This window comes from Mesorhizobium sp. WSM4849, from assembly GCF_055811385.1.
Map to the genome: position 1 here is coordinate 153,759 of NZ_JBVVPW010000001.1, position 26,271 is coordinate 180,029.

At 63.1% G+C, this 26,271-nt stretch carries 24 protein-coding genes; 22 read left to right on the forward strand and 2 right to left on the reverse strand.

Annotated features, from left to right (window positions below):
- Positions 1-4 precede the first annotated feature (4 nt).
- The 8 genes from tsaB (at position 5) to AC0L3L_RS00755 (ending at position 6,968) form a co-directional block, all read left to right on the forward strand.
- A complete protein-coding gene (tsaB, locus tag AC0L3L_RS00720; protein WP_473636191.1) occupies positions 5-694 on the forward strand; it encodes a tRNA (adenosine(37)-N6)-threonylcarbamoyltransferase complex dimerization subunit type 1 TsaB in 690 nt (229 codons plus the stop codon).
- The gene (rimI, locus tag AC0L3L_RS00725; protein WP_095493615.1) at positions 694-1,188 is read left to right on the forward strand and encodes a ribosomal protein S18-alanine N-acetyltransferase; all 495 of its coding nucleotides are present in this window, start codon (positions 694-696) and stop codon (positions 1,186-1,188) included. The genes tsaB and rimI overlap by 1 nt, the downstream gene beginning before the upstream one ends.
- A gap of 145 nt (positions 1,189-1,333) precedes the next feature.
- Complete coding sequence (gene olsA / locus AC0L3L_RS00730; RefSeq protein WP_473636192.1) at positions 1,334-2,134, forward strand: lyso-ornithine lipid O-acyltransferase; 801 nt, start codon at positions 1,334-1,336, stop codon at positions 2,132-2,134.
- Positions 2,135-2,361: 227 nt separating this feature from the next.
- Entirely contained in the window at positions 2,362-3,783 is a 1,422-nt protein-coding gene (miaB, locus tag AC0L3L_RS00735; protein ID WP_473636193.1) for a tRNA (N6-isopentenyl adenosine(37)-C2)-methylthiotransferase MiaB, read from the forward strand.
- Positions 3,784-3,866: 83 nt separating this feature from the next.
- Positions 3,867-4,859 (forward strand): PhoH family protein, encoded by a 993-nt coding sequence (locus tag AC0L3L_RS00740; protein ID WP_287305617.1) that lies wholly within the window; start codon positions 3,867-3,869, stop codon positions 4,857-4,859.
- A gap of 13 nt (positions 4,860-4,872) precedes the next feature.
- Entirely contained in the window at positions 4,873-5,379 is a 507-nt protein-coding gene (ybeY, locus tag AC0L3L_RS00745) for an rRNA maturation RNase YbeY (RefSeq protein ID WP_473636194.1), read from the forward strand.
- A 27-nt stretch (positions 5,380-5,406) separates the two neighbouring features.
- On the forward strand, positions 5,407-6,480 hold the full coding sequence (locus tag AC0L3L_RS00750) for a hemolysin family protein (RefSeq protein WP_123146513.1): 1,074 nt from the start codon (positions 5,407-5,409) through the stop codon (positions 6,478-6,480).
- A 17-nt stretch (positions 6,481-6,497) separates the two neighbouring features.
- Positions 6,498-6,968, forward strand: a complete 471-nt coding sequence (locus AC0L3L_RS00755; protein ID WP_473636195.1) for a VOC family protein — start codon at positions 6,498-6,500, stop codon at positions 6,966-6,968.
- Positions 6,969-7,246: 278 nt separating this feature from the next.
- Here the strand turns inward: AC0L3L_RS00755 and AC0L3L_RS00760 are convergent, their stop codons facing one another.
- The gene (locus AC0L3L_RS00760; protein WP_473636196.1) at positions 7,247-8,665 is read right to left on the reverse strand and encodes an FAD-binding oxidoreductase; all 1,419 of its coding nucleotides are present in this window, start codon (positions 8,663-8,665) and stop codon (positions 7,247-7,249) included.
- A gap of 174 nt (positions 8,666-8,839) precedes the next feature.
- Between AC0L3L_RS00760 and AC0L3L_RS00765 the strand changes: the two genes are divergently transcribed.
- From AC0L3L_RS00765 to trmB, 5 genes are all read left to right on the forward strand, one after another.
- A complete protein-coding gene (locus AC0L3L_RS00765) occupies positions 8,840-9,538 on the forward strand; it encodes a winged helix-turn-helix transcriptional regulator (RefSeq protein WP_473636197.1) in 699 nt (232 codons plus the stop codon).
- A 331-nt stretch (positions 9,539-9,869) separates the two neighbouring features.
- Positions 9,870-11,462 carry an apolipoprotein N-acyltransferase gene (lnt, locus tag AC0L3L_RS00770; protein WP_473636198.1) on the forward strand — a complete coding sequence of 531 codons (1,593 nt, stop codon included), beginning with the start codon at positions 9,870-9,872 and terminating at the stop codon, positions 11,460-11,462.
- 137 nt (positions 11,463-11,599) lie between these two features.
- Positions 11,600-12,019, forward strand: a complete 420-nt coding sequence (locus AC0L3L_RS00775; RefSeq protein WP_123146516.1) for a helix-turn-helix domain-containing protein — start codon at positions 11,600-11,602, stop codon at positions 12,017-12,019.
- A gap of 368 nt (positions 12,020-12,387) precedes the next feature.
- The gene (metK, locus tag AC0L3L_RS00780) at positions 12,388-13,677 is read left to right on the forward strand and encodes a methionine adenosyltransferase (protein ID WP_473636199.1); all 1,290 of its coding nucleotides are present in this window, start codon (positions 12,388-12,390) and stop codon (positions 13,675-13,677) included.
- An 11-nt stretch (positions 13,678-13,688) separates the two neighbouring features.
- Positions 13,689-14,387, forward strand: coding sequence for a tRNA (guanine(46)-N(7))-methyltransferase TrmB (gene trmB, locus AC0L3L_RS00785; protein ID WP_473636200.1), 699 nt, complete (start codon positions 13,689-13,691; stop codon positions 14,385-14,387).
- Between the two features lie 84 nt (positions 14,388-14,471).
- Here the strand turns inward: trmB and AC0L3L_RS00790 are convergent, their stop codons facing one another.
- On the reverse strand, positions 14,472-14,636 hold the full coding sequence (locus AC0L3L_RS00790; RefSeq protein WP_473483854.1) for a hypothetical protein: 165 nt from the start codon (positions 14,634-14,636) through the stop codon (positions 14,472-14,474).
- Positions 14,637-14,922: 286 nt separating this feature from the next.
- On the opposite strand from AC0L3L_RS00790, the gene rimP reads away from it, so the two are divergent.
- The 9 genes from rimP (at position 14,923) to pnp (ending at position 26,106) form a co-directional block, all read left to right on the forward strand.
- Positions 14,923-15,567, forward strand: a complete 645-nt coding sequence (gene rimP / locus AC0L3L_RS00795; RefSeq protein WP_473483852.1) for a ribosome maturation factor RimP — start codon at positions 14,923-14,925, stop codon at positions 15,565-15,567.
- A gap of 47 nt (positions 15,568-15,614) precedes the next feature.
- Positions 15,615-17,210: a transcription termination factor NusA gene (gene nusA, locus AC0L3L_RS00800; RefSeq protein WP_352951398.1), complete on the forward strand. Its 1,596-nt coding sequence runs from the start codon at positions 15,615-15,617 to the stop codon at positions 17,208-17,210.
- 38 nt (positions 17,211-17,248) lie between these two features.
- Positions 17,249-17,899, forward strand: coding sequence for an RNA-binding protein (locus AC0L3L_RS00805; RefSeq protein ID WP_473636201.1), 651 nt, complete (start codon positions 17,249-17,251; stop codon positions 17,897-17,899).
- Positions 17,896-20,460: a translation initiation factor IF-2 gene (gene infB / locus AC0L3L_RS00810; protein ID WP_473636202.1), complete on the forward strand. Its 2,565-nt coding sequence runs from the start codon at positions 17,896-17,898 to the stop codon at positions 20,458-20,460. The genes AC0L3L_RS00805 and infB overlap by 4 nt, the downstream gene beginning before the upstream one ends.
- A 125-nt stretch (positions 20,461-20,585) precedes the next feature.
- Positions 20,586-21,011 carry a 30S ribosome-binding factor RbfA gene (gene rbfA, locus AC0L3L_RS00815; protein WP_473636203.1) on the forward strand — a complete coding sequence of 142 codons (426 nt, stop codon included), beginning with the start codon at positions 20,586-20,588 and terminating at the stop codon, positions 21,009-21,011.
- Entirely contained in the window at positions 21,011-21,973 is a 963-nt protein-coding gene (truB, locus tag AC0L3L_RS00820; protein ID WP_473483842.1) for a tRNA pseudouridine(55) synthase TruB, read from the forward strand. The genes rbfA and truB overlap by 1 nt, the downstream gene beginning before the upstream one ends.
- A 44-nt stretch (positions 21,974-22,017) precedes the next feature.
- Positions 22,018-23,112: a magnesium/cobalt transporter CorA gene (gene corA, locus AC0L3L_RS00825; RefSeq protein WP_473636204.1), complete on the forward strand. Its 1,095-nt coding sequence runs from the start codon at positions 22,018-22,020 to the stop codon at positions 23,110-23,112.
- Positions 23,113-23,279: 167 nt separating this feature from the next.
- Positions 23,280-23,564: a 30S ribosomal protein S15 gene (rpsO, locus tag AC0L3L_RS00830; RefSeq protein WP_407660271.1), complete on the forward strand. Its 285-nt coding sequence runs from the start codon at positions 23,280-23,282 to the stop codon at positions 23,562-23,564.
- Between the two features lie 394 nt (positions 23,565-23,958).
- A complete protein-coding gene (pnp, locus tag AC0L3L_RS00835) occupies positions 23,959-26,106 on the forward strand; it encodes a polyribonucleotide nucleotidyltransferase (RefSeq protein WP_095493596.1) in 2,148 nt (715 codons plus the stop codon).
- Positions 26,107-26,271: the final 165 nt, after the last annotated feature.

Below are 26,271 nucleotides of genomic sequence, written 5' to 3' on the forward strand. Positions count from 1 at the left end.
CCTCATGAAGCTGCTTGCCATCGACTGCGCCGCCAATCTCTGCGCCGCCTGTGTCTACGACGCGGCGGTCGGGAAAGAGCTCGGCCGTTCGGTGTTCGATCTCGGCAAGGGCCATGCCGAGCATTTGATGACCGTGATCGAGGAGGCGTTGAAGGCGGCCGGGACCGACTATGCCGGCCTCGGCGCCATCGCTGTCTCCACCGGTCCGGGCTCCTTTACCGGCCTGCGCGTCGGTGTCTCGGCGGCGCGGGGCCTGGCGCTGGCGCTGAAAATTCCGGCAATCGGGGTGACGACGCTGGAAGCGCTGGCTGCGCAGGCGAAAGAGACATTTCCCGGCCGCGCCGTGCTCGTTGCGCTCGACGCCGGCCGCGAGGAAATCCATGCAGCACTTTACGACGAAGCATCCGTTTTGATTTACGGTCCCGCGGTGACCACGCTTTCGCAAGCCGCCGCCATGGCGGTGGATAGGTCTCCGGTTATGGCCGGCACCGCGACATCGCAAATTGCGGCTTCGGTCGGGCGCGCCTTCGACATCGGCCCGACAAGTGCCACTGCGGATATCGCAATCTATGCCCGGCTGGCCGCTACCAAGGGTGAAGGCGAAAAGCCGAAACCGCTTTATTTGCGCGGGGCGGACGCCAAGCCGCAGGCCGGGTTTATCCTGTCCAGGAAGAAAGCCGGGAAGAAAAGCTGATGCGCATTCCTTTCCTCCAGCCGCGCCGCAGGGACTTTGCGCTCGAGCCGCTGACGATTGCCGACAGCGCGGCCATGTCGGTGCTGCATCGCGAGGATTTCGTCCGGCCGTGGACCGACGACGAATTCGCCGCACTGCTCGAGCAGGACACGGTGTTCGGCTATGCCGCGCGCGAGACCGGACAGGGTGCCAAGCCGCCGGTCGGTTTCGTGCTGGCGCGCCTGGCGGCCGGCGAAGGCGAGGTCCTAACTGTCGCGGTGGCGCGCTCCCATCGCCGCCAGGGCCTTGGCTGGCAACTGATGGATGCCGTTCTGCGCGAACTGCATGCGCAACGCGCCGAGGCGCTTTTCCTCGAGGTCGACGAGACCAACGTCGCCGCGATCGCGCTGTATCGGCGGCTGGGATTCCGCGAGGTCGGCAAACGTGCCAACTATTACAGATCGCCCGAGCACGGCCCGACCGGGGCGCTTGTCATGCGCCGCGATCTTCGGTAGCGCATCGGCCCGCAAATCGGAACCGATTTTCGGAAAGCACGATGCGTAGATTCAGATGCGCAGATTCAAAAATGCTAGAGAGCACTTTGTGCGTACAATTGGACGCACGTCGCTCTAGCCATAGGTGGGGCAGGGCCAAGAGCGGATGATCGGAAAAATCAGGATTTTCCTGGCGCTGGGCCTCGTTGTCGTAGGCTCGTTGATCCTCGTGCCGTTGCAGATCCTGTCGATGAAGACCGGGCTCTGGCGCGAGACGTTCATCCTGAATATCTGGCACCGGCTCATCATCCGGGCGCTGGGCATGCGCATTCATGTCAAGGGGACCCTGTCCAATCAGCGCCCGCTATTGGTTGCGTCGAACCACATCTCCTGGACCGACATCATGGTGCTGGGGTCGATGGCCGACGTGACGTTCATCGCCAGGGCCGACATGGCCGGCTGGCCACTGATCGGCATGTTGTCGAAGCTGCAGCGCACGGTTTTCATCGAGCGCGAGCGCAAGCGTTCGTCGGGCGACCAGGCGAGCGAGATCGCCAACCGCATGGCCAAGGGCGACGCCATGGTGCTGTTTGCCGAAGGTTCGACCGGTGACGGCAACATGATCTTGCCGTTCAAGAGCACGCTGTTCGGGGCTGCCTCGATGGCGATTTCGGAAGGGGCGGCCGAACGGGTCTTCATCCAGCCGGTGGCGATCGTCTATACGCGCCTGCACGGCGTGCCGCTCGGCCGCAGGCACCGGCCGATTGCCGCCTGGATCGGTGACGAGGATTTGATGCCGCATCTCAAGATCCTCATGGCAGAGGGCGGGCTCGATGTCGAAGTGCATTTCGGCGAGCCGGTTGCCTTTTCCAAGGGCTCCAACCGCAAGGAAACGGCAAGGCTGATGGAGAGTCGGGTGCGCGATATGGTGCAGGCGACGCTCGCCGATCCGCACCCGAGCCGGTAGGCGCCGGAAAAGCTCCAGCGCAAATTCAAGTGCACCAGCATCCTTTGCGCGTCCAAGAGGACGCGCGGTGCTGGAGCATTTTGCAGCCAAGTGGAATCACTTGGCGTCGCACAAATGCGGCTAAAACAAACAGATAGAGCGGGATGCCCCCGTTCAATCCAAATGCATCCCGCTCTACGGGCAGAATCGTCTGTTTTTTGTCGGGGAAAGGCGTTAGAAGCCGCCAGATGGAATTGAATACGATAGAACGGGACGAAACCAATACTGCCGCCGAGAGTGCGGTCGTACCGTCTGCCGCAAGCAGGAAGGTCTTCGTCAAGACCTATGGCTGCCAGATGAACGTCTACGATTCGCAGCGCATGACCGACGCGCTGGCCGCCGACGGCTATGTGGCGACGGACGCCATCGCCGATGCCGATCTGGTGCTGCTCAACACCTGCCATATCCGCGAGAAAGCCGCCGAAAAGGTCTATTCCGAACTCGGCCGCATTCGTGAGATGAAGGCCGAACGGGCTCGGGCCGGCCGCGAGATGCTGGTCGGTGTCGCCGGCTGCGTGGCGCAGGCCGAGGGCTCCGAGATCATCCGCCGCTCGCCGGCCGTCGATCTGGTCATCGGCCCCCAGACCTATCACAGGCTGCCGCATGTGCTGGCACGGGTGCGCGGCGGCGAAAAGATCGTCGAGACCGACTATGCCATCGAGGACAAATTCGAGCATCTGCCGCAGCCGAAACACGCCGAGATCGTCAGGCGCGGCGTCACGGCGTTTTTGACCGTGCAGGAGGGCTGCGACAAGTTCTGCACCTTCTGCGTCGTGCCCTATACCAGAGGCTCGGAAGTGTCGCGGCCGGTGGCGCAGATCGTCGCCGAGGCCGAGCGGCTGGCGCAAGCCGGCGTGCGCGAGGTGACGCTGCTTGGCCAGAACGTCAATGCCTGGCATGGCGAGGGCGAAGCCAAAGGGGGCAAGACCGAGGAATGGGGTCTTGGCCGCCTGCTGTTCCGGCTGGCCGAGATTCCCGGGCTGGCGCGGTTGCGCTATACCACCAGCCACCCGCGCGACATGGACGACGAATTGATCGCCGCCCACCGTGATTTGCCGGCACTGATGCCCTATCTGCATTTGCCTGTGCAATCCGGCTCCGACCGCACACTCAAGGCGATGAACCGCAGGCATACGGCAAAGGACTATCTGACGCTGCTCGACCGGATCCGCGCCGCGCGGAGCGATATAGCGCTTTCGGGCGATTTCATCGTCGGCTTTCCCGGCGAGACGGAGGCGGATTTCGAGGCGACGATGGACCTTGTCCGCCAGGTGAACTATGCCTCGGCCTTCTCGTTCAAATATTCGCCGCGCCCCGGCACGCCGGGCGCAGAAATGGCCGATCATGTGCCGGAAGCCGTCAAGGACGAGCGCCTGCAGCGGCTGCAGGCGCTGCTGCTGAAGCAGCAGCAGGATTTCGGCGCGAGCCTGGTCGGCAGCACCATCGACACGCTGATCGAGAAGCCGGGTCGCCAGGCCGGCCAGAAGGTCGGCCGCTCGCCGTGGCTGCAGCCGGTTATTGTTGATGAAATGTCCGGCGAAATCGGTGAGATTATCCAGGTACGAATCACGAAGACGGGTTACAACAGCCTGTTCGCCGAATTGGCCTGAAGGTCTCGGCAGATGAGGAGAGACGGTTGAGCGCTGCGGAAGTGAAGAACCTGCCCCAGAACCTACCATCGGGGGCTTCGGATATGGCGCACATCGTTCTGACTTTCGACAACAACAAGCTTGCCAGCGCCCTTTATGGCCAGTTCGACGAAAATCTGGCCAGGCTTGAGCAGAAGCTTGGCGTCGATATCCGCTCGCGAGGCAACCAGCTGACCATCAAGGGCTCCGCCTCGGCCGCCGAGCAGGCGCGCCGCGCCCTGGATAATCTCTACGGCATTCTCCAGAAAGGCGCTGACATCGGCCAATCGGACGTCGACGGCGCCGTGCGCATGGCGATCGCCGCCGACGACCAGCTGACGCTGCCGACGCTGGAGCGCAAGGGCAAGGTGTCCGCCGCCCAGATATCGACGCGCAAGAAGACGATCTATGCCCGTTCGCTCAACCAGGACGCCTATATGCGCGCGCTGGAGCGGTCCGAACTCGTCTTCGGCATCGGCCCGGCTGGCACTGGAAAAACCTTCCTCGCCGTGGCGCATGCGGCGATGCTGCTCGAACGCGGCATGGTCGAGCGCATCGTGCTGTCGCGGCCGGCCGTCGAGGCCGGCGAGCGGCTCGGCTTCCTGCCCGGCGACATGAAGGAGAAGGTCGATCCCTATCTGCGGCCGCTCTACGACGCGCTTTACGAGATGATGCCGGCCGACAAGGTCGAGCGGGCGATAGCCGCCGAGGTGATCGAGATCGCGCCGCTGGCCTTCATGCGCGGCCGCACGCTGGCGCACTCCGCCGTCATCCTCGACGAGGCGCAGAACACCACGCCGATGCAGATGAAGATGTTCCTGACCCGTCTCGGCGAGAATTCACGCATGATCGTCACCGGCGATCCGACCCAGATCGACCTGCCGCAAAACACCAAATCCGGTCTGGTCGAGGCGCTCAGGATCCTCGACGGCGTCACCGGCATGGTGACGGTGCGCTTCAACGAAGGCGACGTCGTCAGGCATCCGCTGGTCGCCGAGATCGTCAAGGCCTACGACCGCGACGGCAAGCTGGCCCGGGGCCTGGGCGCCGAAGGCTGAAGAATGCGGCCTTATGGCTGAGGACAAAAAGTCTGTAGGCGGGGACCTTCCGGTTCCCGTCGACATCGATATAGCGGTCGAAGCGGGCGACTGGCCCGATGAGGCCGCGCTGACGCGGCTGGTCGATCGCGCCGTTGCCGCTGCATTTGCCGAAACCGGCGCGGCCGGCCGTTCCGAGCTCAGCATCGTCTTTTCTGACGATGCCCATATCCGCAGCCTCAATGCCGGTTGGCGCGGCAAGGACAAACCGACCAACGTCTTGTCTTTCCCGGCTTTTCCGCTCGCGAAGGGCGGTCCGCTGCCCCCCATGCTGGGCGACATCGTGCTGGCCGCCGAGACGGTCGCGCGGGAATCCGCACTGGAAGACAAGCCTGTCGAGAACCATATCATCCATCTCGTCATCCACGGCCTGCTGCATTTGCTGGGCTACGATCACGAGACCGACGCCGAGGCCGAGGAAATGGAAGCCGTCGAACGCGCAGCACTTGCGAGGCTTGCCATTCCCGATCCCTACGCGTAACTAAAAAGATCAAATGACCGGACGACGATGAACGACAAACCAGAGACTGCCGCCCGCCCAGACGCTGGCAGTGCGACCAAGCCATCCGAACAGACGGAAGAGGGCTCTAGTCCGAGTATCCCGACCGGCAGCTTCGACAGCGAGCCATCGCCTGCCGGTCCTTCCCTGTTCGATCGCGTGCTCGGCCTGTTCAGGCAACGCAACGGCACCAGCCTGCGCGAGGAGATCGCCGACGCGCTTGCCGAAACGGCGAGCGATCCCGGATCCTTCTCGCCCGGCGAGCGGGCCATGCTCAACAACATCCTGCGCCTGCGCGAGGTGCGCGTCGAGGACGTCATGGTGCCGCGCGCCGATATCGAGGCGGTCGAGATCACGACGAACCTGGGCGATCTTCTGGGACTGTTCGAGCAGTCGGGCCATTCCCGCATGCCGGTCTATTCGGAAACGCTCGACGACCCGCGCGGCATGGTCCACATCCGCGACGTGCTCGCTCACATCACCAAGATCGCCCGCGTCAGGAAGGGCAGGACGACCAGGAAAGCCGCCGCCACCACGCTTCTCGATCTTGCCAAGGTCGATCTCGCGCGCACCATCGGCGACCTGAACCTGATCCGCCCGGTGCTTTTCGTGCCGCCGTCGATGCTCGCCTCCGATCTCATGGGGCGGATGCAGGCGATGCGCACCCAGATGGCGCTGGTCATCGACGAATATGGCGGCACTGATGGTCTGGCCTCGCTCGAGGATATCGTCGAGATGGTGGTCGGCGACATCGAGGACGAGCATGACGAGGACGAGCCGATGATCACCCAGACCGGCGAGGGCGTGTTCGTCGTCGACGGCAAGGCCGAGATCGACGAAGTCACCAAGATGATCGGCGAGGATTTCGCCGCCGGCGAGCATGGCGAATATGTCGACACGATCGGCGGCATGATCTTCAACACGCTTGGCCGTGTTCCGGCCCGCGGCGAAGTGGTGCAGGCCATACCTGGTTTCGAATTTCTTGTGCTCGACGCCGATCCACGCCGCGTCAAACGCGTGCGCATCGTGGAGACCCAGAAGGGCGAGCGCCGCCGGCGCGCGGTGCGCGCCGAGCAGGCCTGAGAGACGCCGCTCGCCCGATGAAGGTCGACGATCCGTTCAAGCACTCAACCTTGGGCTCTGGCATATTCTACAAGAATCCGCGCGCCGCATTGATCTGGCTTGAAAAGGCTTTCGGATTCGAGCCAAGCATGGTGGTCAGCGACGCTGATGGCAGGCTCGTCCATTCCGAGATGCGGTTCGGTGACGGCTATATCATCGTCGATGCCGAATGGGCCGACCATGTCGCCAGCCCCGCGTCGATCGCCGGCAAGAACACGCAGTCGGTCTATGTGCGCCTCAAGGACGGCATTGATGCCCACTGTGATCGTGCAAGGGCGGCGGGAGCCGAGATCGTCCAGGAGCCTGCTGACCAGTTCTACGGTGAACGGCAGTACAGGGCGCGCGATCCTGAAGGTCACGTCTGGACCTTTTCCCAGACCGTACGCTCCGTTCCACGCGAGGAGGCTGAGCGGCTGGGCGATCTACAGATCGAAGGCTGGCACCAATAGCGTCTCGTTACCCAACAATCAATGGTGGCTCCCGACCAGCCGGAGAAACCCGCTTCGCGCAGCCTTCGATATTCAGCATTGTAGTCGTGCATCGGCGCATAATCTTCGATTCCGCGAATTTCCGCTACGGTTGGTGAGCGGAAGTTCCCACGCCTGTGCTCAATTGGGAAGATGCGCCGATACCGGTCATTCACGGCCGCGCAGCCCTAGCGCCCGGTTATGCACTCGCCCAGGCGCCTCCGGCAGCGTCGCACCCATCCAACACCACCCCAAATTTATCAAGTATCGCCCGCGCCGTCGGAACCGCTCACACCGGCACTCAGCCCCGGGCGGATGTTCTGGTTATGGTGGAAGACGTTGTCGGGGTCGTACGAGGACTTCACGTCAGCCAGCCGGTCAAAGACGGAGTCGCCGTACGCCTCTCGGACCCGGCCCGGGTCTTCGTCGCCGCCGAGGAAATTGACGTAGACGCCTTCGCGGAAGCGGCCAAGAGCGGCGAGGAACCCCCTCGTCCAGGCCGTCTCTCGGTCGCCGAAGTCCTCGCCGGGCCGCCACGCAGCGTGGACGATGATCGCGTGCGACGCTTGCCGGTTTCCGAACGCCGTCGCGCCCTCGGCCACTCGGCTCACCGCCCCCTTCAGATGGAACATTGCCACATACGACCGTGGCGACGAGCAGGAGAATGCGTGCCCGGCGATCACGTCGATGAGGTCGTCGCGGAGCGCGGGGAGGTGGGTGGCCTTCCAGTAGTAGTTCCAACCGTGGAGGACGGTCGAGTCGAGCGCGCTCTGGAATACCACGTACGGCTTGGGCCCGGCCAGATCGAGGAGGGGAGTCCGAAATGTGCGGAGCGGGCGGAGCGCCTTCTCACCGTCCTCGATCGGCCCGGCGTAGCACGCGCCCACAATCACCACCGGGCGCCAGTGCAGTTCCTCGGGAATGACCGATAGAGGCGGCACGGTGCAGAATTTTACGACCGTGCCGAGCTCGTCGGGAGCGTGGCGGATGAAGTCGCGGTAGAAACGGAGGACCTCCCCGGCGTCGCTCGCGTCCCAGAGGATGGGCCCGGCCAGAACCGTGGGCCCGACGGGGTGGAGGCGGAACTCGAACGAGGTGACCACGCCGAAGTTGCCGCCGCCGCCGCGCAACGCCCAGAACAGGTCGGGGTGCTCGTCCTCGGACGCCCGCAGCCGCTCGCCGTCGGCCGTCACGACGTCGGCGGCGAGGAGGTTGTCGACCGCGAGGCCATGCTTGCGCATCAGCCAGCCGATGCCACCGCCGAGGGTGAGCCCGGCGACTCCGGTATGGCTCACGATTCCGCCGGTGGTGGCCAGGCCGTGCGCCTGCGTCTCGCGGTCGACGTCGCCCCACAGCGCGCCACCCTGCACCCACGCCCTGCGGCCGGCGGGATCGACCCGCACGCCCCGCATCGCCGAGAGGTCGATGACGATCCCGTCGTCGCAAACGGCGGTGCCCGCCACGCCGTGGCCTCCGCCCCGTATGGCGATCTCCAGATCGTGGTCGCGAGCGAAGCGCACGGCCGCGACCACGTCGGCGGTCCCGATGCATCGGGCGATCAGATGCGGGCGCCGGTCAATGGCGCCGTTCCAGATTGCACGGGCGACATCGTAGTCGGCGTGGCTGGCATTGATCAGCCGGCCTCGGAACCCGTCGATTTCCACGACGGTTGGCTGCATGCTCCCGTGGTGGGCTTCTGCGTACGTTGTTGTCGTCATAGGTGTCGTCATCATGTCCTCCTCACGTCGAGAGAGGCCACATCGGACCACGGCGGGCCGCTGCCGTATAGTCAACAATCTGGACTCCACAATCGGAGGCGGATGCGCAACACTGCTGTTGTGAGGACGTCCGTCATGAGGACATACGGCCAGTACTGCCCCATCGCCCGTGGCGCCGAGATTTTCGCCGAGCGCTGGACGCCGCTGATCATCCGCAACCTGTACCTTGGCTGCGGAAGCTTCAGCGAGATCCTGGAGGGCGCGCCCGGACTCTCCCGTACCCTGCTCTCAGAGCGGCTCAAGCAGCTCGAATGGGTCGGTGTCGTCGAGTCGAATCCCAAGCCAGACGGGCGCGGGCGCCACTACGAGCTCACGTTGGCGGGCCACGACCTCTTCACGGTCTGCCAGTCGCTCGGCGAGTGGGGCGCGCATTGGCTCGAGATCGCCCCCCAGCACCTAGACCCCTTTGTGGCCCTGTGGTCGATGTGCAAGGCGCTCCGCCGGGACCGGCTCCCGGATCGACGCGTCGTCATCCGCTTCGACTTCACCGGCCGCCCACACCGGGAGCGCTATTGGCTACTCATCGAGCTCGGAGACACAGAGATCTGCAAGACTTACCCTGGCTTCGACGAGGACCTCTACATCACGGCGGAAGCCGAAGCTTTCGTCAAATGGCACGCCGGCCAGCTCAGTTGGTCCCAAGCCACCCGCGAGGACCGAATCCAGCTCGACGGCGACCTGTCGCTCGCAAGAGCCTTCCCGACCTGGAACGCCCGCAGCATGTTCGCCCACATCATGCCGGTCTCCCGCACCGTCACGAGTCATGCAGGTTGACATTCCGGATGCGGCCTCCCGATGCGGCACCGCACCGCCGGCGTGTGACGTGAACAAACTCCCATACCTCACATGCTATCCGGAATGGAAAGCCGCCGGATTGCCGATCGTCTGATATTCACATAATTCGAAGCACTGATCCCGAGAGCGGGCGTATTACCAAGGTCCGAAGACATCCAGTGTTTTGCCATTGGCTCGACGATTGCGAATGACAGCAACGGGTCGCGAGCCGAAATTCAATCCGGTACGCTGGCTGAAGCGGTGGCCGTTTGGAGCGTGGACTGCGGCCTGATAAATCTTCTGCCGTGATTCGCACGACTCGGAAGCATTGATGAAGCGCCTGGCCGGCCGGATAATTCTGCTGTGGGGTTGGCGTCGCGCCCTTGTGGCGTTTCTTGCCGGGGCGCTGGCGGTTCTTGCCCAGGCGCCTTACGATTTCTTCGCCGTCGGTTTCGTTTCGTTTCCGCTGCTGGTCTGGCTTCTCGACGGCGCGACCGGCGAAGCTTCCGATGGTTGGTTCCGGCGTTTGCGGCCGGCTTTCGCCATCGGCTGGTGGTTCGGCTTCGGCTATTTTCTCGCCGGCCTGTGGTGGATCGGCTCGGCACTTCTGGTCGAGGCCGACAGTTTCGCCTGGGCGCTTCCCTTCGCAGTGGTCGGAATTCCGCTGGCGCTCGCCTTTTTCTACGGTTTCGCAACAGCGGTTGCCCGGCTGCTGTGGAGCAACGACATCGGCCGCATCGCCGCTCTTGCCTTCGGCTTCGGCCTGGCGGAATGGCTGCGCGATTTTCTTTTCACCGGGTTCCCCTGGAATGCCGTCGGCTACGCGGCGATGCCGGTGCCCTTGCTTATGCAGAGCGTGTCGGTGACCGGCATAGTCGGCATGAACGCGCTGGCGGTCTTCGTCTTTGCACTGCCGGCCCTGCTTGCGGCGGGCCGGCATGTCCGCCTGGGAGCTGCACTGCTTGCCGTTCTCGTCGCGGCCCATGTCGGCTTCGGCTATATCAGGCTTGCTGCCAAGGTCGAGCCGGCAACCCGCGCAATCGACGTCCGCATCGTGCAGCCGGCTGTCGACCTCAGCGAGAAGTGGGACGCTTCGGTGCCCGACCGGATCTTCGCCACGCTGATGGGGCTTTCGGCCAAGGCGCCGCAGGCCGGCCATGACAAGCCGCAATTGATTCTGTGGCCGGAAACCTCCGTGCCGTTTTTTTTCGCCGAACGTCCCGATGCGCTGACCGCGCTGGGAGAGATGCTTGGCGACGGCCAGATGCTGATCGCCGGCGTCGTCCGGGAGGAGGGCGGCTCGGCGGCAGATGCCGACAGGCGGTACTACAATTCGGTGGTGGCGATCGACGACAAGGGTGAAATCGCAGATGCTGTCGACAAGGTTCATCTGGTGCCCTTTGGCGAATATCTGCCTTTTGCCGACCTGCTTGGCCGCTTAGGACTCAAACAGCTCGTCGCCGGGCCGACGACTTACGCGGCCGGCAATGAGCGGCATCCGATCACGCTGTCCGGTGGCATCCGCATGCTTCCGTTCATTTGCTATGAAGTCATCTTTCCCGATCTGGTGGCGATTGACGCTACGTCAGCTGAGCTTATTGTGAATGTCACGAACGACGCGTGGTTCGGTGACACGCCGGGTCCATACCAGCATTTCAGGCAGGCGCAGGTTCGTGCTGTGGAGAACGGGGTGCCCTTGTTGCGTGCAGCCAATAACGGCATCTCCGCTGTCGTCGATCCGCGCGGGCGCATCCTCGATGCACTGGCGATCGACGCACGCGGAGCGGTCGATGTCCATGTTCCGATTTCCAATCAAGCCATCGTTTCTTCCAGCCAAAGACGCATTAACGGACTGCTGATCTTGTTGCTGTTTGCCCTGGCCGCTTTCACATTGAATGTAAGGCAAAAGCTACGGGCGAATTGACAGTCGACACATTAGAAACTCATACTGTAACGGCCTGAAATTTCTCGAAGTCGGTACGTCGTTGTGTTGGGGCACTGGCCGCCGGCTTCGTTTGGGCAGAAAAACACAAAAAGCCGGAAAAATTCGGCGAGGAAAAAATGGCAGAAGAAAACAAGAAGAAGCCGAATCCTATCGACATCCATGTCGGAAGTCGCATCAGGCTTCGTCGCAATATGTTGGGAATGAGTCAGGAGAAGCTGGGCGAGAACCTCGGCATAACGTTTCAGCAGATACAGAAATACGAAAAGGGGACCAATCGCGTTGGCGCCAGCCGGTTGCAGGCAATCGCCTCGATACTCGGCGTTCCCGTCGCTTTCTTTTTCGAGGACGCGCCGGGCCAGGAGACCGTGGGCAACCGCGGATTTGCCGAGGATGCATCAATGGCTTTTGCCGTCGAATTCTGCGGCACTCCTGAAGGTCTTCAACTCAACCGGGCCTTCGTCAAGATCGCCGACGTGAAGATACGTCGCAAGATCATCGAGCTTGTGAAGGCCCTTTCCACCGACGAAGTCGATTGATTTGGGCCGACTGAGTTGGCGACCCTTAAAAAGCCGGAAATGGCGAGGCCGTCATAGCGGGGCAGGCAAATTCTCGCGATCTCGCGCATCGTGGAATTTACATCCCATAGGCATGCCGGAGAGCGGATCGATTTTGCTCGACGCCCATGCTCAAAGTCTTTTTCATCAACGTGTTGAAGCTACGTGTTGGAGCTAAGGCACGCTGGCGGCATCCTGCCGCCGGTCACAGCCGGTCGCAGTTGGTATAAGATAATAGCGCGATTTTTACACCAGAATGACCGCACCGCTTGACGAGCGCCGCCCGGCACAGCTAACACGTGGCGCGCCAATCGGCAGCGTGCCGATGTTTTTTTCAAGAGGGGACACCCGTGACGCGGCAAAACTATCTATTCACCTCGGAATCCGTTGCCGAGGGTCATCCCGACAAGGTTTGTGATCGTATCTCCGACGAGATCGTCGATCTGGTCTATCGCGAGGCCAGAAAGACCGGCATGGACCCTTGGAAGGTCCGCGTCGCCTGCGAAACGTTGGCAACCACGAATCGCGTCGTCATCGCCGGCGAGGTGCGCGTCCCCGAGACGCTGCTCAAGAAAGACAAGGCCGGCAACATCCTGATGGATGCCGCCGGTCATCCGCTCGTCAATCCAGCGAAATTCAAGTCGGCCGCCCGCAAGGCGATCCGCGAAATCGGCTATGAACAGGCCGGTTTCCACTGGAAGACGGCAAAGATCGAGGTTCTGCTGCACGGCCAGTCGCCGGATATCGGCCAGGGCGTCGACAATGCCTCCGACCGGCAAGGCGAGGAAGGGGCCGGCGACCAGGGCATCATGTTCGGCTATGCCTGCCGCGAGACGCCGGATCTGATGCCGGCACCAATCTACTACAGCCACAAGATCCTCGAATTGCTGGCCGCCGCGCGCCATGAGGGCAACGGCGATGCCGGCCGGCTCGGGCCGGACGCCAAGAGCCAGGTCACCGTCCGCTATGTCGACGGCAAGGCGGCGGAAGTGACGCAAATCGTGCTGTCCACCCAGCATCTCGACGCCAGCTGGGATTCGAAGAAGGTCCGCAACGTCGTCGAACCCTATATCCGCGAGGCGCTGGGAGAGTTGAAGATCGCCGACAGCTGCAACTGGTACATCAACCCGACGGGCAAATTCGTCATCGGCGGGCCAGACGGCGACGCCGGCCTGACCGGGCGCAAGATCATCGTCGACACTTACGGCGGTGCTGCACCCCATGGCGGCGGTGCTTTTTCCGGCAAGGACACCACCAAGGTCGACCGTTCCGCAGCCTATGCGGCACGCTACCTCGCCAAGAACGTGGTAGCCGCCAAGCTCGCCGATCGCTGCACCATTCAGCTTTCCTATGCCATTGGCGTCGCCCAGCCGCTGTCGGTCTATGTCGACCTGCACGGCACCGGCAAGGTCGATGAGGCAAACCTCGAGCAGGCGCTGCGCACCGTGATGGACCTGTCGCCGTCCGGCATCCGCCGTCACCTCGATCTCAACAAGCCGATTTACGCCAAGACGTCGTCTTATGGCCATTTCGGCCGCAAGGCCGGCCGCGACGGGTCCTTCTCCTGGGAAAAGACCGACCTCGCCAAGGCGCTCAAGGATGCACTCGCCGAAGCGCCCGCCGAAGCAGTCGCGGCCTAGCCGCGGCGTCCATGGATCCGAAAGACCGGCCAAGCCGTGCGACCGAAGCATTTTTCGGTCGCCGGCGCGGCAAGACCATCCGTCCGCAGCAGGCAGCGGCACTGGAAAGCGGCTTCAGCACCTACCGGCTCGATCTGACGGCTGGACCGCCGGCCGAATTGCGCAGCCTGTTCGAAGCCGATGTCCGCGCCATTCATCTCGAAATTGGTTTCGGCGGAGGCGAGCACCTGCTGCATCGGGCGACGGCGGCTCCTGAGACCGGTTTTGTCGGCGTCGAGCCTTTCGTCAACGGCATGGCCAAGCTGATGATGGCGGTCAGGGAACGGCCGCTTGCCAATCTTCGGGTCTATGACGACGACGCCACACGCCTGCTCGACTGGCTCCCGCAAGCCTCGCTCGACGGCATCGACCTGCTCTATCCCGATCCCTGGCCGAAGAAGAAACACTGGAAGCGCCGCTTCGTCAGTCCGGTCAATCTCGACCGTTTCGCGCGCGTGCTGAAGTCAGGCGGAAAATTCCGCTTTGCGTCCGATATCGACAGCTATGTGAACTGGACGCTGCTGCACTGCCGGGCACATGATGCGTTTGCGTGGCAGGCTGAAGAGGCAGCCGACTGGCAGCGGCCCTATGAGGGTTGGCCGGGTACCCGCTACGAGGCCAAGGCCATTCGCGAAGGCCGGCGGCCGGCCTATCTCACCTTCGTCCGATGATAGGCATATTTCGTTAAGCATCGCGCATCGCGCGCTTTGCCTTCGACGAGGACCAAAGATGTCCTCGCCCTGCGGTCGCCGGTCTTAGAAGCGGCCGATCTTGTGGAAGGCGGCCGGATCCATGCCGAGATTGCGCAGATCGTGCGCGCGCGGCTTGCGGCCGGCTTCGACGGCGTGCGAAGCGGCGACGGCGCTGCCGAACACGGTGAAGAAATCGCCGATGGCCGAGAAAACCTTGCGGTTGGTCATGATTATGCCCTTTCGCCTGCTGCTATGCGTGATTGGATTTGTGCAGCGCAACATAGATAGGCGCGTATTGCCTGATATCACAGGGACGTCGCCGCATGGCCGCCATGCGCCCTGTGCAAGGCTGCCGCCGCCGGCAGTTTCGCCCGGCCCTGCATACGGACTTGAAACGACGGCCGCGATCGTCTATATCAAGCTCAAATTCTTGGTCGGTATGGCGAAGAGTGGGTCCACCCGGTCCCGCTCTTTTTTGTTACCTTCCGACCGCCAATGAAGCCACAGGAATCGAATGACGGCAACGGCAACCGACGGCGACGACCGCATCATCCGCGAAAGCGGCATCGATGCGCGCATCGCGCTGATCGTGCAGCCGGTGCTGCGTGCCATCGGCTTCCGCCTTGTCAGGGTGCATCTGACGGGCCAGAACGGGCTGACGCTGCAGATCATGGCCGAGCGCGAGGACGGCACCATGACCGTCGAGGATTGCGAAGAGGTCAGCCGGGCGGTGTCGCCTGCGCTCGATGTCGATGATCCGATCGAAAAGGCATATCATCTCGAAGTGTCGTCGCCGGGTATCGACCGGCCGCTGGTCCGTAAGTCGGATTTCGCGACCTGGACGGGTCATCTGGTGAAGATGGAAACCTCGGTCCTTGTCGCCGACCGCAAGCGCTTCAAGGGCAAGATCGCCGAGAGCGACGCGGACGGCGTGCTGATCGAGCGCGACAAGGCGGCCTATGGCGAACAGCCGACGGTGCGTGTGCCCTACGATGCGATTGCCGAAGCACGGCTGATCCTGACCGACGACCTTATCCGCGACGCACTGTCGAAGGACAACAGGGCGCGCAAGGAAGCTAAGAAGCGCCGCGGCGAACCCGAAGACGCGCCAGAGGGCGTAGAAGCGGGCGCGGAAGATGAAACCGAACAGGAAATGTGATTGGGCTGCCGGGCGCAAGGCTCGGCAACAAGCTCGGGAGAAAAACGATGGTTGTAAGCGCCAACAGGCTTGAACTGCTGCAGATCGCCGATGCGGTCGCGCGTGAAAAGTCGATCGACAAGTCGATCGTCATCGCCGCCATGGCCGATGCGATCCAGAAGGCGGCGCGCTCGCGCTATGGCCAGGAAACCAACATCCGTGCCGACATCAATCCGAATACCGGCGAGATGAAGCTGCAGCGGCTGATGGAGGTGGTCGAGAAGGTCGACGACTATGCGACGCAGATCGCCATTTCCTCGGCGCGCGAGCGCAATCCCGACGCCCAGCTCGGCGACTTCATTGCCGAACAGCTGCCGCCGATGGATTTCGGCCGCATCGCCGCCCAGTCGGCCAAGCAGGTCATCGTGCAGAAGGTGCGCGAGGCCGAGCGTGATCGCCAATATGACGAGTACAAGGACCGCATCGGCGAGATCGTCAACGGCACCGTCAAGCGCGTTGAATACGGCAATGTCATCGTCGATCTCGGCCGCGGCGAGGCGATCATCCGCCGCGACGAGCTGATCCCGCGCGAAAACTACAAATATGGCGATCGCGTCCGCGCCTATGTCTATGACGTGCGCCGCGAGCAGCGCGGTCCACAGATATTCCTGTCGCGCACCCATCCGCAGTTCATGGCGAAGCTGTTCACCATGGAAGTGCCGGAAATCTACGACGGCATCATCGAGATCAAGTCGGTCGCCCGCGATCCGGGTTCGCGCGCCAAGATCGCCGTCATCTCGCGTGACAGTTCCATCGATCCGGTCGGCGCCTGCGTCGGCATGCGCGGCAGCCGCGTTCAGGCAGTGGTCGGCGAATTGCAGGGCGAGAAGATCGACATCATTCCGTGGTCGCCTTCGGCCGCTTCCTTCATCGTCAACGCGCTGCAGCCGGCGGAAGTCGCCAAGGTCGTGCTCGACGAGGACGCCGAACGCATCGAGGTCGTGGTGCCGGACGACCAGCTGTCGCTGGCCATCGGCCGCCGCGGCCAGAATGTCCGGCTCGCCTCGCAGCTCACCGGCTGGGATATCGACATCCTGACCGAGCAGGAAGAGAGCGAGCGCCGCCAGAAGGAGTTCGTCGAACGCTCGGCTCTGTTCATGGATGCGCTCAACGTCGACGAGATGGTCGGCCAGGTGCTCGCCTCCGAAGGCTTCACCAGCGTCGAGGAAGTCGCCTATGTCGATGCTGACGAGATCGCGTCGATCGACGGCTTCGACGAGGACACCGCCTCGGAAATCCAGGCCCGCGCCCGCGAGTATCTGGAGAAGATCGAAGCCGAGCATGACGAGAAGCGCAAGGCGCTGGGCGTCAAGGACGAGCTGCGTGAGATTCCCGGCGTGACCACCGCCATGATGGTGACACTCGGCGAGGACGGCGTGAAGACGATCGAGGATTTCGCCGGCTATGCGGCCGATGACCTGACCGGCTGGAAGGAACGCAAGGACGGCGAGACGAAGGTGTTCCCCGGCGTGCTCGCCAGTCACGGCGTGTCGCGTGCCGATGCCGAGCAGATGGTTCTGGCCGCCCGCCTCAAGGCCGGCTGGATCACCGAAGACGAGCTTGCAGCCGAAGACGTGACGGCTGACGAAGCCGTTGGTGCGTGAGGTGAAACCGCATCGCACACAACCCGCCCTTGGACGAGATGAACGATCGCACTTGCATCGTCACGCGCAGACAAGCCGAACCGGATGAATTGATCCGTTTCGTCGTCGGCCCGGATTCGGCCGTCGTTCCGGATATCAAGAAAAACCTGCCCGGCCGCGGTTGCTGGGTGACGGCCGACCGCCTACATATCGACAAGGCGGCAGCGAAAAACCTGTTCGCTCGCGCCTTCAAGGCGCAGGTGACCGTGGCGACCGATCTCGGCGGCATGGTCGACGGGCTGCTTTCCAGATCCGCTCTGGGCATGCTCGGTCTTGCCCGCAAGGCAGGCGCGATCGCGCTCGGCGCCACCAAGGTCGAGAGCGCGGTGCGTGGTGGGCTGGCGCTTTTCGTGTTGCATGCGACCGAGGCGTCAGATGACGGCGTCCGCAAGATCAGCCAGGCGCGACGGGCAACCGTCCACCTTGGCGGCCCCGCCATCCCTGCCTACAAACTTTTCTCCGAGGCCGAGTTGAGCTTGGCATTGGGGGGTACAAATGTGATACATGCTGCCGTTCTCGCGGGAGACGCGGGCAGGGCGGTCCAGAAGCGCATGGTTGCGCTCGACCGATATCGGGGCGGTTCCCCGGACGATCTGGCAATGCTTGCGGCCGTTGCTGACGAAGATGATGCCGCAGAGGATATGGAATGAACGATACGAAATCGGGCGACGACAAGACGTTGAGTGTTACGCCGAAGAAGACTTTGACGCTGAAGCGCCCCGGTACGGAACAGGGCACCGTGCGCCAGAGCTTCTCGCATGGCCGCACCAAGGCGGTCGTGGTCGAGACCAAGAAGCGCAAGTTCTCGCTGCCCGGTGACAAGCCGGAGCCGGCCGCTGCCCCGTCCGTCTTCACGCCGAAGGCGCCGGTCGCGGCAGCGCCCGTTGTGCAGGAGGCGCCCAAGGCGCCGCCGCCTCTGCCGCCTGTCGAACGCGGCGGCATGGTGCTGAACGAATTGTCGCGCAATGAGATGGAGGCGCGCCGCCGGGCTCTTGAGGGCTCGAAGGTGCGCGACGTCGAGGATCGCCAGCGCGCCATCGACGAGGCCAAGCGCCGCGCCGAGGATGAAGAGCGCCGCCGTCGCGAGCGCGAGGAATCCGCGCGCCGCCAGGCCGAGGAAGAAGCCCGGCTGCAGGCCGAAGCGGAGTCCCGCCGGCGTGCCGAGGAAGAGGCGCGCCGCCGCGCGCCGCTGGCTGCCGAACTGGCGACGGTCGACGACGAGGACGTCAAGCCGAAGCGCACTGGCGCCGGAGCGCCGGTGCGCCGTCCGGTCACGCCCGAAGTGGCGCGACCGGCCAAGCCGACCAAGGGCGAGGAAGATCGCCGCCGCGGCAAGCTGACGCTGAATGCCGCACTTTCCGATGAGGATGCGCGAGCGCGTTCGCTGTCGTCGATGCGTCGGCGCCAGGAGAAATTCAAGCGCGCGCTGCATAATGAACCGCGCGAGAAAGTCATGCGCGAAGTGATACTGCCCGAAACCATCACCATCCAGGAGCTGGCGCAGCGCATGTCCGAGCGCGCCGTCGATGTGGTCAAGTTCTTCATGAAACAGGGCCAGATCCTGAAGCCGGGCGACGTCATCGACGCCGACACGGCCGAGCTGGTCGCCACCGAATTCGGCCACACGGTTCGCCGCGTCGCCGAGTCCGACATCGAGGAAGGCCTGTTCAACATCGCCGATCGTCCCGAAGATCTCGAGCCGCGTCCGCCGGTGGTGACCATCATGGGCCATGTCGACCACGGCAAGACGTCGCTGCTCGATGCCATCCGCAATGCCAATGTCGTGTCCGGCGAGGCCGGCGGCATCACCCAGCATATCGGCGCCTATCAGGTCGAGAAGAACGGTCACAAGGTCACCTTCATCGACACGCCCGGCCACGCCGCCTTCACGGCGATGCGCGCCCGCGGCGCCCAGGCGACCGACATCGCCATCCTCGTGGTGGCGGCCGACGACAGCGTGATGCCGCAGACGATCGAATCGATCAGCCATGCCAAGGCGGCCGGCGTTCCGATCATCGTGGCGATCAACAAGATCGACAAGCATGATGCCGACCCGCAGAAGGTGCGCTCGGAACTGCTGCGCCACGAAGTCTTCGTCGAATCGATGGGCGGCGAGGTGCTGGACGTCGAAGTGTCGGCGACCAAGGGTACCAATCTGGACAAGCTGCTCGAAGCGATCCTGCTGCAGGCCGAAATCCTCGACCTGAAGGCCAATCCGGACCGCACCGCCGAGGGCGTCGTCATCGAAGCCCAGCTCGACAAGGGCCGCGGCCCCGTCGCCACCGTGCTGGTCCAGACCGGCACGCTGATGCCTGGCGATATCCTCGTTGCCGGCAACGAATGGGGCCGGGTGCGCGCGCTGGTCAACGACCGCGGCGGGCAGATCAAGGAAGCGCCGCCGGCGATGCCGGTCGAGGTGCTCGGTCTGCAGGGAACCCCGCAGGCCGGCGACCGCTTCGCGGTGGTCAACAACGAAGCCCGCGCCCGCGAGATCACCGAATACCGCCAGCGTCTGGCGCGTGAGAAGGCGGTGGCCAAGCATGCCGGCCAGCGCGGCTCGCTCGAACAGATGATGTCGCAACTGCAGACGAGCGGCCTGAAGGAATTCCCGCTGGTCATCAAGGGCGACGTGCAGGGCTCGATCGAAGCGATCAGCGCGGCCCTGGACAAGCTCGGCACCGACGAGGTGCGTGCGCGCATCGTTCATGCGGGCGCCGGCGGCATCACCGAAAGCGATGTGTCGCTGGCGGAAACCTCGGGTGCCGCGATCATCGGCTTCAACGTCCGAGCCAATGTGCAGGCGCGTGCTGCTGCCGCGGCGGCAGGCATCGAGATCCGCTACTACTCGATCATCTACAACCTCGTGGATGACGTGAAGGCGGCGCTCTCCGGCCTGCTTTCGCCGGAGCGTCGCGAGACCTTCATCGGCAATGCGGAGATCCTCGAGATCTTCGACATCACCAAGGTCGGCAAGATCGCCGGCTGCCGTGTCACCGAAGGCAAGGTCGAGCGCGGTGCGGGCGTTCGCCTGATCCGCGACAACGTCGTCATCCACGAAGGCACGCTGAAGACCCTGAAGCGCTTCAAGGACGAAGTCGCGGAAGTCCCGGGCGGCCAGGAATGCGGCATGGCCTTCCAGAACTACGAAGACATGCGCGTCGGCGACGTCATCGAGTGCTTCCGCGTCGAGATGGTGACCAGGACGCTCTGAGTTTCGAGCAACTTGAGTTCGAGCATCTACTGAGACCGGGCGGTGGTCGAAAGGCTGCCGCCCAAAGCATATGAGACATGCGGCGCGGTCCCATCCCGTGCCTCACGATTTCAGGATAGAGAAAAATGCCCCGTTCAACCACGTCAGGTCCATCCCAGCGCATGCTTCGCGTCGGCGAGCAGGTGCGCCATGCGCTGTCGGAAACCTTGCAACGCGGCGAGATCATCGATCCGCTGGTCGAGAACGCCGTGGTTTCGGTCTCGGAGGTGCGCATGTCGCCCGATCTGAAGATCGCCACCGCCTTCGTCTCGCCGCTCGGCGCTGGCGATGCCGATGCGGTGGTCGAAGCGCTCAACAAGCATGCGAAATTCATCCGCGGCCGCGTTTCCGGCGCGCTCCGGCAGATGAAGTACATGCCGGAATTCCGCTTCCGGCTCGACACCAGCTACGACAATTTCCAGAAGATCAACGAATTGTTGCACTCGCCCGAAGTGGCGCGCGATCTCGGCCCCGGCGACCAGAATAAACACAGCGACAAGGACGAAGAATAGTGGCGCGTCGCGGCAAGAAGAAGGGCCGGCCGATCTCCGGCTGGCTGGTGCTGGACAAGCCCGTCGGCATGGGCTCGACCGAAGCCGTCTCCAAGATCAAATGGTTGTTCCAGGCGGAAAAGGCCGGCCATGCTGGCACGCTCGACCCGCTCGCTTCCGGCATGCTGCCGATTGCGCTCGGCGAAGCGACCAAGACCGTGCCCTATGTCCAGGATGGCGCCAAGGTCTACCGCTTCACGGTTGCCTGGGGTGAGGAGCGTTCGACCGATGACCTCGAAGGGCCGGTGACGAAAAGCTCCGACCAGCGTCCGGCAGAAGCCGATGTGCTTTTGCTGATGCCGAAATACACCGGCATCATCATGCAGACACCGCCGCAATTTTCGGCCATCAAGATCGCAGGCGAGCGCGCCTATGACCTTGCCCGCGACGGCGCGACGGTCGACATCCCGGCGCGGGAGGTCGAGATCGGCCGTCTCGACCTGATTGAGCACAGTGCGGATCGCACCATTTTCGAGGTCGAATGCGGTAAGGGCACCTATGTGCGCTCGCTGGCCCGCGACATGGGCCGCGACCTCGGCTGTTTCGGTCATATCGCCGAACTGCGCCGGATCGAGGTCGAGCCGTTCACGCAGGAAGACTTCGTCACCATCGCCGAGCTGGAAGCCGCTCGATTCGGCGAACAGGGCGATGAACGTTCGGATTCAGCGGACACGGTGCCGGTCGATTTCGACGCCATCGATGCGCTTCTGGTCGACACATCGGCCGCGCTCGACTGCCTGCCGCAAATCGCGATCAGCGACGACGCTGCAACAAAAATCCGCCTCGGCAATCCGGTCATCATCCGTGGCCGCGACGCGCCGGTGGAAGCCGAGGAAGCCTGCGCTACGGCGCGCGGCAAGCTGGTCGCCATCGGCGCCGTCGAACAAGGCATGTTCAAGCCGAAGCGGGTCTTTGCCGGGTGAGTCCCGTCGTCTAATCTCGATCAGACGTAACATCCGAGGGGCACATGGCAAAGGCCGAGACGATCAAGAAGCGGGCGCCGGTGACAGCGCGGCGGCCGCCGGTCGGCGCATCACCGGGCACGCTGATCGCCGACCCGGCGGCGCGGCGCAGCGAACTGCGACTGACGCTGATGTCGCCCGACAAATTCGAGACAATCGAAAATGCCAGCATCGACGACGTCAACGCTCATTGCGACACATGGCCGGTCATTTGGCTCGATTGTACCGGTCTCGCCAACATCCCGCTGATCGAGGAGATCGGCCGGATTTTCAGCCTGCATCCGCTGGCGCTGGAAGACGTCGTCAACACTGGCCAGCGGCCGAAGGTGGATTTCTTCGAGGACCATGCCTTCGTCGTCGTCAGGATGATCGACGACGTCACCGCGCATCGTTACGAGCAGATCGCGGTCTTTTTCGGCAGGAACTTCGTCGTCACCTTCCAGGAGCGCGAAGGCGATCCGTTCGATCCCGTGCGCAAGCGCATCGCAAGCTCGATGCCCAACCGGCTGCGCGCACGCGGCGCTGACTATCTCGCCTATGCGCTGATCGACGCCATTGTCGACAGCTATTTCCCGCCGATCGAGACTGCCGGCGAATTGGTCGACAGCATCGAGGATCAGATGCTGCGCGCGGCGGACAAGCACCAGATGCGGCGGCTTCACGAGTTGCGGCGCGACGCCAATGTGCTGAAGGGGGTGCTTTGGCCGATGCGCGATGCGCTGGCGACGCTGATCCGCAACGACGTGCCCTATGTGAAGCCCGAGACCAAGATCTTCCTCAACGACACGCTCGATCACTCGCTTCGGCTCATCGAACTGGTCGAAACCCAGCGCGACATGCTGACCGGTCTGATCGAGATGCATCTGTCGCTGAGCCAGGCGCGCACCAGCGATGTCATCAGCTATCTGACGATCGTCTCGGTGATCTTCATCCCGCTCACCTTTCTCGCTGGCGTGTGGGGCATGAACTTCGATCCCGAAACCTCGCCATGGAACATGCCGGAGCTGAAGGCCCAATACGGATATCCGGCGGCGCTCGTGTTCATGGCCGTTGTCGCGCTCGGGCTTATCGCTTTCTTCAGATGGAAGAAGTGGCTTTAGCCGAAAACAAATCTTCGTTTGTGCAGCCAAAAGCCGGCTTGTGAATTGGGCTGGTGTTTTTGCCTGAATTGCACTATATGCGCCGCAGCATCGTGCAATGACACGTTGCTTGTACCGGCCCCTGCTGGACGACATCCCGGCCGAGGGCGTCCCGTTTCCTCAAACAGATAAGGAAAAACACGATGTCGATTACTGCCGAGCGCAAGAAGGAATTGATGGGTGAATTCGCAACCGCCAAGGGCGATACCGGGTCCCCGGAAGTCCAGGTGGCCATCCTTTCCGAGCGCATCAAGAACCTGACCGACCATTTCAAGGACCACAAGAAGGATAACCATTCCCGCCGTGGTCTGCTCGCTCTCGTCTCCCAGCGCCGCAGCCTGCTTGATTATCTCAAGCGCAAGGATGACGCGCGCTATCAGACGCTGATCGAGAAGCTCGGTCTGCGCCGTTGACGAATTGACCGGCGGGTTCTTTCGAGGGCCCGCCGGTCGCGCATTGGAGCAGTCCATTGCTCTAATGAAGGAAGTAGAGCGCCGCGCAACGATTTGGACGCTCTGAAACTTTGAATTTGCGCAAGGCATTTTCCGAGAGCCGCGGTTTTCGGGGTCATGCGCAAGGCCAGTCGGATCGATTGGCCAGACCCGGTTTCGAGATAGCACAGGGCCATTCGAAACCGCCCATGGACGGTCATGGGGCAGGATTGCAGGACGCTCGCCCGGCACCGCGCCGGATTTACCCGAGCTTCCCGTTGTCTTGCCCGTGGCTGCCCGAGAAACGAAGCCAAGGGAAAGGGGCACTCGCGCACGGTGAAACGGCGCGGCCCTTTCCGCATATGAAGGACAAGACATGTTCAATCACCACAAAGTGGAAATCGAATGGGGCGGCCGCCCGCTCATCCTCGAAACCGGCAAGATTGCGCGCCAGGCTGACGGCGCGGTGCTCGCCACCTACGGCGAAACCAAGGTTCTCGCCACCGTCGTTTCGATGAAGGAACCGAAGCCCGGCCTCGATTTCTTCCCGCTGACCGTCAACTATCAGGAAAAGACCTATGCCGCCGGCAAGATCCCGGGCGGCTATTTCAAGCGCGAAGGTCGTCCGAGCGAAAAGGAAACGCTGGTTTCCCGCCTTATCGACCGTCCGATCCGCCCGCTCTTCGCTGACGGTTACAAGAACGACACGCAGATCGTTGTCACCGTCGTCCAGCATGATCTCGAAAACGACCCGGACATCCTGTCGATCGTCGCCACCTCGGCGGCCTTGACACTGTCCGGCGTCCCTTTCATGGGTCCGATCGGCGGCGCCCGCGTCGGTTACATCAACGGCGAATATGTGCTCAATCCGCATGTCGACGAGATGCAGGAATCCAAGCTTGACCTGATCGTCGCCGGCACCTCCGACGCCGTGCTGATGGTCGAGTCCGAAGCCAAAGAACTCGGCGAGGACCTGATGCTCGGCGCCGTTATGTTCGGCCATCGCGGCTTCCAGCCGGTGATCGACGCGATCATCAAGCTGGCCGAGGTCGCCGCCAAGGATCCGCGCGATTTCACCGCGCCGGACTATTCGGCGCTTGAAGCGGAGATGCTGAAGATCGTCGAAGGCGAGCTTCGCGATGCCTACAAGATCACCGACAAGCAGAAGCGCTATGCCGCCGTCGACGCCGTAAAGGCGAAGGTCAAGGCTGCGTTCGCACCCGCCGAAGGCGAGGAAGCAAAATACACGTCCGAACAGATCGGCACCGTGTTCAAGGAGCTCCAGGCCAAGGTCGTGCGCTGGAACATCCTCGACACCGGTTCGCGCATCGACGGCCGCGATCTGAAGACGGTCCGCAAGATCGTCTCCGAAGTCGGCGTCCTGCCGCGTACCCACGGCTCGGCGCTGTTCACCCGCGGCGAGACCCAGGCGCTGGTCGTCGCCACGCTCGGCACCGGCGAGGACGAGCAGTATGTCGATTCGCTGACCGGCATGTACAAGGAGAAGTTCCTCCTTCACTACAACTTCCCTCCCTATTCGGTCGGCGAAACCGGTCGCATGGGTTCGCCCGGCCGCCGCGAAATCGGTCACGGCAAGCTGGCCTGGCGCGCGATTCGCCCGATGCTGCCGACATCAGACCAGTTCCCCTACACGCTGCGCGTCGTCTCGGAGATCACCGAGTCCAACGGTTCGTCGTCGATGGCCACCGTCTGCGGCACCTCGCTGGCGCTGATGGATGCCGGTGTTCCGCTGGCCAAGCCGGTCGCCGGCATTGCCATGGGTCTCATCAAGGAAGGCGAGCGCTTCGCGGTGCTCTCCGACATTCTCGGCGACGAGGATCATCTCGGCGACATGGACTTCAAGGTTGCCGGCACCGCCAACGGCATCACCTCGCTGCAGATGGACATCAAGATCGAGGGCATCACCGAGGAGATCATGAAGATCGCGCTGGACCAGGCCAAGGACGGCCGCCAGCATATCCTCGGCGAAATGGGCCATGCGCTGTCCGGCGCGCGTGCCGAACTCGGCGAATTCGCGCCGCGCATCGAGGTCATGCACATCCCGACCGACAAGATCCGCGACGTGATCGGCTCGGGCGGCAAGGTCATCCGCGAGATCGTCGAAAAGACCGGCGCCAAGATCAACATCGAGGACGACGGCACGGTCAAGATCGCTTCGTCCAATGCCAAGGAGATCGAGGCGGCGAAGAAGTGGATCCACACCATCGTCGCCGAGCCGGAAGTCGGCGAAATCTACGAGGGCACGGTCGTCAAGACCGCCGACTTCGGCGCTTTCGTCAACTTCTTCGGTCCGCGTGACGGCCTCGTCCACATCTCGCAGCTCGCTACCGATCGCGTCGCCAAGACCTCCGACGTCGTCAAGGAAGGCGACAAGGTCTGGGTCAAGCTGATGGGCTTCGACGAACGCGGCAAGGTCCGCCTGTCGATGAAGGTCGTCGACCAGGCCACGGGCAAGGAAATCGCCCGCGACAAGAAGGCCGAAGGCGAAGAAGACGCCGCCTGAGCGATTTAGAGCGACGTGCGTCCAAAATGGACGCACATAGTACGCTCTAAGGCTTTGAATGTTCGCATTGTGCTTTCCGAAATCGATTCCGATTCGGGCCGATGCGAAGCGATACAGTCGAAACGGGCGCGCCGACAGGTCGCGCCCGTTTTCATTTTCTAGACA